Source organism: Methanothrix sp., from assembly GCA_029907715.1.
Classification (GTDB): Archaea; Halobacteriota; Methanosarcinia; order Methanotrichales; family Methanotrichaceae; genus Methanothrix_B.
In genome coordinates this window covers 1-6,195 of the sequence record JARYLI010000031.1, presented here as the reverse complement: position 1 = coordinate 6,195, position 6,195 = coordinate 1, and the positions used below count along the sequence as shown (strand labels likewise).

General features: G+C 53.6%; 6 protein-coding genes and 1 pseudogene. 5 read left to right on the top strand and 2 right to left on the bottom strand.

The features are described 5' to 3' along the window. The first annotated feature begins 284 nt into the window (after positions 1-284). Genes QHG98_09645 through QHG98_09635 form a run of 3 tightly spaced genes read left to right on the top strand, consistent with a single transcriptional unit; the run spans position 285 to position 2,743 of the window. Positions 285-1,784, top strand: coding sequence for a DUF2193 domain-containing protein (locus tag QHG98_09645; protein MDH7597977.1), 1,500 nt, complete (start codon positions 285-287; stop codon positions 1,782-1,784). A gap of 8 nt (positions 1,785-1,792) precedes the next feature. Beyond that, positions 1,793-2,002 carry a DUF2180 family protein gene (locus tag QHG98_09640; protein MDH7597976.1) on the top strand — a complete coding sequence of 70 codons (210 nt, stop codon included), beginning with the start codon at positions 1,793-1,795 and terminating at the stop codon, positions 2,000-2,002. Between the two features lie 3 nt (positions 2,003-2,005). Next, positions 2,006-2,743 carry an MIP/aquaporin family protein gene (locus tag QHG98_09635; protein MDH7597975.1) on the top strand — a complete coding sequence of 246 codons (738 nt, stop codon included), beginning with the start codon at positions 2,006-2,008 and terminating at the stop codon, positions 2,741-2,743. 12 nt (positions 2,744-2,755) lie between these two features. On the opposite strand, the gene QHG98_09630 is transcribed toward QHG98_09635, so the two are convergent. Then, positions 2,756-3,499 carry a hypothetical protein gene (locus tag QHG98_09630; protein ID MDH7597974.1) on the bottom strand — a complete coding sequence of 248 codons (744 nt, stop codon included), beginning with the start codon at positions 3,497-3,499 and terminating at the stop codon, positions 2,756-2,758. 586 nt (positions 3,500-4,085) lie between these two features. Here QHG98_09630 and QHG98_09625 point away from each other — a divergent pair. Then, positions 4,086-4,442, top strand: coding sequence for a hypothetical protein (locus QHG98_09625; protein MDH7597973.1), 357 nt, complete (start codon positions 4,086-4,088; stop codon positions 4,440-4,442). A gap of 106 nt (positions 4,443-4,548) precedes the next feature. Next, entirely contained in the window at positions 4,549-5,214 is a 666-nt protein-coding gene (gene nth / locus QHG98_09620; GenBank protein ID MDH7597972.1) for an endonuclease III, read from the top strand. An 89-nt stretch (positions 5,215-5,303) separates the two neighbouring features. Here the strand turns inward: nth and QHG98_09615 are convergent. Beyond that, positions 5,304-5,858: pseudogene (locus QHG98_09615) on the bottom strand (plasmid pRiA4b ORF-3 family protein). Positions 5,859-6,195 lie beyond the last annotated feature (337 nt).

The following is a 6,195-nucleotide window of genomic DNA, read 5'->3' as shown; positions in this document are numbered from 1 at the left end:
TGCGTTCCTTCTAAGTGTATGAGTGCATTCAGCAACCGGCCTGCGTGTCCTTCAAGTTGCTGAATACATAAGAGCGTCTTTTCCCACAACTCTCTGCCGATCCACCAATTCAACTGGATGAGCCCGGTATCTTTTCAGGATGAACTGTGTTAGCAAATAACAAAACGAAATTCTTATATTTGTAATAGGAGTGTATTATTACTGGGGTTTGAGGGCAGTTACATGGATTTTGTGATCAATGATGATCAGGATGACTCAATCCCCTGTTCTGAGGAGTGGTGAGCATGTCAGATCTATACAAAAAAATGGTTGACGAGGCCATGATGGCCCAGCGTGCAGATGTCGAGACGGTGAAGAGAAAGAGAGGCCAGGAGTTTGTCGTATCGGACACAAAGGCATATGTCGATGTGGTCAACAAGATGAAGGCCGCGGATGGCCAGTCAAAGGCAGTGATAAAGCTCCACGTCGACTCGGTGAACGCGCACTACGATATACTGAGCTCTCTCACGAAGACCATACGTCCGGAGGACGACCCCTTTGTGGAGCACTACCAGACACCGGCCATAATGGAGATACTCTACGAGGAGGACGAGAAGTTCAGGAAGAGCGTCGAGGCGTTCATACAGGCAGTGGGAAAGGCTGAGGCGCTGATCGGACTGGAGGTGGTCAGGAGATACGGCGGGTTCTACGGTCCAACATGCGTCGTTGATTTCGCACTGATCCCGGGATCGACGAGCAACGTCGTGAACAGGATACTCAAGACCGTCGATATACCGGAGCATCACAAGCAGGCGATACTTGCTGCGAAATCGTGGGGCATGAACACATCCTATGGCATAGGCGAGGTCTTCGCGCACGAGATCGAGAAGGGTGCCACACTATCGGACGCGATCAGGAAAGAGATCGAGATGATTCAGGCTGTGTACAGAACACCAATCGAGGCGCAGGCGAAGCTGATGGATGCCGCAGGGCACACATCATTCGATGTGAGAAAGTACATGCAGAGCTACAAGAGCAGGATGAAGGGCGCGGTCAAAGAGGCGATCGACGATGGCGTGCACTACGGCAACATAGTCACAGTGCCAGCATACTGCGTCGGAGACATAGCGCATCACATCGCTCAGTCGACATTCAACATGTGCAAGGATGACGTTGTCATGGCTACAATCGAGGCAACAACAGAGGTTATGGAGTCAACGCTGAAGAATGCCGTTGATAAGTTCAAGAATGAGTACCAGCCGCTCGCGCTCGCCACAGGCGCATCAGCATGTGCTGTCGAGCACATCCTGGAGCTTGATGGCTTCAACGCGATAATGATCGTGGATCTTCTGACGAAGAGGTTCCACAACTACGTGCAGCTCTATCCCACAAGAAGCGCAGCAGCAGAGCTCCACAACTGCGACTTCATGGACATGATTCTCAGAGGGTGGAAGTACCTCGACAAAGCCATGCGCATGAGGAACGGTGCGAAGACGAAGATCATCCCGAAGGTCCTGGGATTCGATGTAGATCTCGATCCGATACACAGAAACGATGTCCTGATGAACCCGCAGAGGTACGCATATCCAGGATGCGCCATCTCTGTCAGATTCTCAGCTCTGATGAGGCTTGCTGATTATCCGTGCCTGCTCACGAGCGAGCCCGTGACAGCCACGATGATGACCAACATAATAGCCCTCCACAAGGAGAAGCCAGCATCGCCTGCAAGGGTGTGCAAGGACTGTGCCGCTGCATCACTGATAGACTTCAGGCATCAGTACTGCCAGTGGAAGGAAGCCGTGTGAGGGATTGAATGAGATGCTATCTCTGCGCTCTCGAGGGCAAAACCACCGAGGCGGTCGCGATATGCATAGTCTGCGGGATGGGCGTCTGCATGGATCATCTCGTCAGGGATGAGATCGAGGTCTGGGAGGGAGGATATCCCTTCCCCTCGAAGAAGCTGAAGAGACGGCTTCCCAGGATTCTCTGCAAGCCATGCTACGCTGTATACCACGAGGGATGAGACATGTCCCTGGCAAAGAGATGTCTTGCTGAGGTCGTCGGGACAGCGATTCTGGTCTACTTCGGCGCTGGAGCCGCGGCCATCACACTCATGATCTCGAAGGGCTCCAGCCCGCCGAACCCCTTCAACATCGGGATCGGCGCGCTTGGCGGCCTGGGAGACTGGTTCGCGATAGGGATGGCCTTCGCCATAGCGATCGCGGGCGTCATATACGCTCTCGGGAGGGTCTCGGGGGCGCACATAAATCCGGCCGTTACGATAGCGCTCTGGGCCACCAGGAGGTTCCCGAGCGGCGAGGTGATTCCGTACATAGTGGCGCAGCTGATCGGCGCCTCTCTCGGATCCCTGCTCTTCGCCGCAAGCGCCGGATCTGATGCTGTGATGGTCGGCGGTCTCGGAGCGACTGCGCCGTTCCCCGGCATATCATTCGGCCAGGCCGTGCTAGCAGAGGCGATAGGGACGTTCCTGCTGATGCTGGTGATCATGGGGGTGGCTGTTGACGAGCGGGCGCCACAGGGGTTCGCCGGGCTCATCATAGGCCTCACAGTCGGGGGGGTCATAACGACCACAGGGAACATCGCAGGCTCGTCACTGAACCCCGCCAGGACATTCGGCCCCTACCTGATAGATCACATCATGGGCGGCCCTGTGCTCTGGAGCCACTATCCGATATACGTCATAGGCCCTGTGCTCGGTGCGCTTGTGGCAGCATTCCTCTACGACATGCTGGCAAAAGAATAATTAATATTTTTATTATTTTTTGATCTCGAATTCCACCAGCTTCCTTGCGTCATACCCTCCGATATCCGCATGGAGTCCGTCTCTAACATAAACCCAGAGGAGGTATTTGCCCTCAGAAACATCGGCTGTCCACATCCATTCGTTCTGGTTCTGGTATCCGGGAGATCCATCTATACGTTTCCCGGCACTGTCGAGAACCTCGAACTTGTACTGCAGGGCTCCATTGGATGGGTTGGTTGCGCTGCATGAGAGCTTTACATTTGTTCCTGGAGTGGCTGGAGATTGGGGGTCTGTTGTGAACTTCGTGATTTTTGGCTTTTCTGCCGCAGCCGCCGGCGCTGGAGAGCCACCACCATTTTGTGGTTCAGCGCTCTGCGCCGCGCGCCCGCCGAAGTAGAAGCCGACTATGGAAGAGATGGCTCCGGTCAGCGCAAGCAGGATATCCTTCAGCATTGAGTTTTCCTGATCAGGTGGGTTGGCGATGAGCAGGACTATGGCAGCACCGATGATGACACAGAGTGTCAGGGCCATTGTGGCCCTGGCCACGCCCTGCATCCCGCTGGACTGAACAACCAGAGCATCCCTTACCAGATGAATCAGGTCAGCCTGGTCGCAGTCGGTCGACAGCTTCTTCTCAAGCAGAGTCCGGACATCTCTCAGATGGTCGTAGAAGCCCTTGATGTTCCACAATATGGGAAGACTGGCGAATATGAACAGCAAGAGGATCACAAGCGCCGTGAGTACAGGAGTGCTCATGGATGAACGCGCTACCACAAAGGTCAAAATCACTCCTGCCAGCAGCCCCAGAAGCAGTACCAAAAAATCTCTCTGATTTTGGCACAGTGGCATACATATTTGTTCTTTCATCAATATATATATTTATCGGGACCTATCCGAATAAGGATTCGCTCTTATGTGCGCAGCAACTTGTAGAGCATGCAATGTGGTCGCTGAAAGCACTCATTGCTACGCCTTCGACACAGTCGAAGGTAAGTCGAAACGAACGCACAGCATGACCCCTGCTCCTCCAGGCAAGTTATCAAATGGATGAGAGCGATTCTATCTCATGTCTCTTTCTCCATGGTCTGCTTTTCGAGGCGTCCTCATTCAGGAGGGGAATCATGTGCCCAGATTGCACGTCGATGGTCTCACAGGTTCTCAATGAAAACACCAGACAACTGCTGCGTCGAATAATGTTTGAGAATCCGATAGCATAGCCCCAATCCATACAAATTACAATTATAGCAAAATCGATAGCTATCGACCTTTTAGTTCTCAATTTATTCAACACAGCACAGACAACACCATGCTTAAATAGAATCCCCATGGAATACTGATCTGTATGATGCGAATCTCAATCCTGTTCCTGGCTCTGATCGTATCTCTGATCTACGCTGACGCATCGGACTGGCTTGAGGGAGGGTACGTAGGGTCGCCCGATTACAGCGAGATAAGGCAGTACTTCACGGACCCCATATTCTATACGAAGGTCCCCGTATCGCAGCCGCTGAGCTTTTACAGGCCATACACTGGTGGATTCTCCTATCCTCTCACTGCAGTTCAGTCGGATTTCAGAAACAGATCTCTGGCCTCGATGATCTGGGAGCCGTTTGAGGTGAACTGGACGAAGACGATCTTCACAGCGAAGAGCAGCTCCTCGCTTAGGGTCTTCAAGGACGGGACCTGGAAGAGCCTGTGATACCCGGCTGACAGGTCTCGACCTTTTCGAGATCTAGCGGGGATTGGGTTTTCAGAGTCGATGGAGTCTGAGCCCATTGAAGTGATGCCCACCTGGCAGGTGCCCAATGTCCGATGATCGCCTCAATCGATTGATGGAGATACTGGAGAGCGTCTATGGTGTGCCTGAGGTCAGAAGCGTGGATCCCATCGATCTCCTGGTGATTACGATACTCTCGCAGAACACGTCTGACATAAACTCCAGCAGGGCGTTCGAGCAGCTTAAGAGCAGATTCAGGAGCTACGATGAGATCCTTGATGCTTCCAGCGAGGAGATCGCGGATGCGATCCGTCCGGGAGGCCTGGCCGATATAAAGGCCGCCAGGATCAGGGGAGCTCTCGAGCGGCTGAGAAGGGACTTCGGCTCTGTGGATCTCTCTGCATTGAAGAAGATGAGCCCTGAGGAGGCCAGGAGCTACCTCACATCGATTCCAGGAATCGGGCCGAAGACCGCATCTGTGCTAATGCTCTTCGGCTTCGGCATGCCTGCGATGCCTGTTGACACGCACGTGTACCGCGTCTCAAGAAGGATTGGGCTGGTGCCAGAGAACGCCAGCATCGCTGAGACGCAGAGGATTCTGGAGAAGATCACACCGCGTGATAAGTACATATCACTTCACATCAACCTGATCCGCCACGGCAGGCTCGTCTGCAGGGCCAGGAATCCGCTCTGCGGGAGGTGCGAGGTGAGAGGCCTCTGCAGATACATGCAGATGCAGCACGATCAAAGCTGATTCCAAGCAGAGCCCCCTCGATACAGCCACCTACCTCAATCGCGTGGAGCGCGCTCTGCCATTTATCCGAAAGTGCTACTTTATCCTGCTCAGCAGGCGGTTGGCCTTCTCCAGATCGAACCTCTCCGGGTCGAAGTCCCCACCCACCCAGTCCAGCATGTTTCATGCTCCGGATGGCTTGGATCGCTGATGGCACACAGAAACATGTAGTAGCCATTGGCACCACAGTCTTCAGGTGGGCTTGAGCGCCTCCCGGCCAGACAGACAGGATGCTTCATCGCCGGGTCTGGAGGCAGGATCTTCTCCACCAGTATCTCGTGAATCCACCTATCCCCAAAATCGTACTTGTAAAGGAAGTTGGCCTTCTGCGGGCGCAACCTTTGAGAGGCTGACGTGACGCTCGTTTCTAACACCCCTGGGCAGAGGGTCTTCTGACAGGTGTGTCGAATAATACTCGTCACCGACTATGAACTGGTGGAGATGATAATCTTCTATGGCATTACAGCCTGGATGATTTTATGCAGCTTTAGCAGCGTGGTGTCTCCCCTGACCAGCACCCTGCGCCATATCGGCGGCCTGATCTTGCTCAGAGTTATTTTGAGCTGATAGATCGGCACCTCTTCGGGTATCTTTTTAGCAGCCATGAGACCACATCCGATCATTTGCTGTGATTTCATACCTATTTAACCTGTAATGTCGCAGCCTGGTAATCGCCAGCCCTGCAGGATCCACTGGATATCCTGTCAGAGGTTGCCGATTACCGCTGGGCTCATCCATCGAGTCAGCGGATTGAGAGAAGGATGGACGCTCTTATCCATCTGATGACTTGCCCAAAGAGACACCGCTCCTGCTCTGCCCTCCTTCCGGGGGGAATGATTGCGTTCAGCAACCTCCAAGCATGACCCACAAGTTGTTGAATGCATAAGAGCGAGGATGGAAGAGAGACGCCAACCGCCCAGAAAGCCATGATCAATCAGGATC

Excerpts from the sequence above, each read along its gene's own strand:
- QHG98_09645 (MDH7597977.1), top strand. The coding sequence starts at position 285 with ATGTCAGATCTATACAAAAAAATGGTTGACGAGGCCATGATGGCCCAG.
- QHG98_09640 (MDH7597976.1), top strand. The coding sequence starts at position 1,793 with ATGAGATGCTATCTCTGCGCTCTCGAGGGCAAAACCACCGAGGCGGTC.
- QHG98_09635 (MDH7597975.1), top strand. The coding sequence starts at position 2,006 with ATGTCCCTGGCAAAGAGATGTCTTGCTGAGGTCGTCGGGACAGCGATT.
- QHG98_09630 (MDH7597974.1), bottom strand. The coding sequence starts at position 3,499 with ATGAGCACTCCTGTACTCACGGCGCTTGTGATCCTCTTGCTGTTCATA.
- QHG98_09625 (MDH7597973.1), top strand. The coding sequence starts at position 4,086 with ATGATGCGAATCTCAATCCTGTTCCTGGCTCTGATCGTATCTCTGATC.
- nth (MDH7597972.1), top strand. The coding sequence starts at position 4,549 with ATGTCCGATGATCGCCTCAATCGATTGATGGAGATACTGGAGAGCGTC.